Below are 821 nucleotides of genomic sequence, written 5' to 3' on the forward strand. Positions count from 1 at the left end.
GAGCTATAGGCCCATAGTATGGTGGGTTTGGACGGAATCGAACCGCCGACACTTAGAGCTTCAATCTAATGCTCTACCAACTGAGCTACAAACCCATAAAAAAAATGGCGGTCCCGACCGGGATCGAACCGGCGATCTCCTGCGTGACAGGCAGGCATGTTAACCGCTACACCACGGGACCAACATCTAAAGTAAAAATATTAAAAATGGAGGAGGTAGAGGGATTCGAACCCCCGCGCGGTGTTACCCGCCTGTCGGTTTTCAAGACCGATCCCTTCAGCCAGACTTGGGTATACCTCCAAAGGGAATAAAATATAAATGGTGGAGCCTAGCGGGATCGAACCGCTGACCTCCTGCGTGCAAGGCAGGCGCTCTCCCAGCTGAGCTAAGGCCCCATTAATAATGGTCGGAATGACAGGATTCGAACCTACGACCCCTTGGTCCCAAACCAAGTGCTCTACCAAGCTGAGCTACATTCCGAATATGTCAGTAAAAATATATTATGGCGCGCCCGGCAGGAGTCGAACCCACAACCTTCTGATCCGTAGTCAGACGCTCTATCCAATTGAGCTACGGGCGCGCATTATTAGAGATAAGATTTATAAAATGGTGCCGAGGGCCGGAATCGAACCGGCACGGTGATCACTCACCGCAGGATTTTAAGTCCTGTGCGTCTGCCAGTTCCGCCACCCCGGCATTTTGGAGCGGAAGACGAGGTTCGAACTCGCGACCCCCACCTTGGCAAGGTGGTGTTCTACCACTGAACTACTTCCGCAAAATGCTTAAGATCTATTTACTCTGACAGTATGTATAATTTTATA

8 tRNA genes are annotated in these 821 nt (G+C 50.7%); all 8 read right to left on the reverse strand.

The features are described from left to right. Window positions 1-19: 19 nt before the first annotated feature. Window positions 20-95, reverse strand: a tRNA-Phe gene (locus tag AC6CH1_RS19195). A gap of 10 nt (window positions 96-105) precedes the next feature. Beyond that, window positions 106-181 (reverse strand) — tRNA-Asp (locus AC6CH1_RS19200). Window positions 182-207: 26 nt separating this feature from the next. After that, window positions 208-300: transfer RNA gene (locus AC6CH1_RS19205), tRNA-Ser, on the reverse strand. A gap of 19 nt (window positions 301-319) precedes the next feature. Next, window positions 320-395, reverse strand: a tRNA-Ala gene (locus AC6CH1_RS19210). 8 nt (window positions 396-403) lie between these two features. Beyond that, window positions 404-480: transfer RNA gene (locus AC6CH1_RS19215), tRNA-Pro, on the reverse strand. A gap of 23 nt (window positions 481-503) precedes the next feature. Continuing rightward, window positions 504-580, reverse strand: a tRNA-Arg gene (locus AC6CH1_RS19220). Window positions 581-607: 27 nt separating this feature from the next. Continuing rightward, window positions 608-696: transfer RNA gene (locus AC6CH1_RS19225), tRNA-Leu, on the reverse strand. 4 nt (window positions 697-700) lie between these two features. Continuing rightward, window positions 701-775, reverse strand: a tRNA-Gly gene (locus AC6CH1_RS19230). Window positions 776-821: the final 46 nt, after the last annotated feature.

The organism is Solibacillus sp. GQ1, from assembly GCF_059758555.1.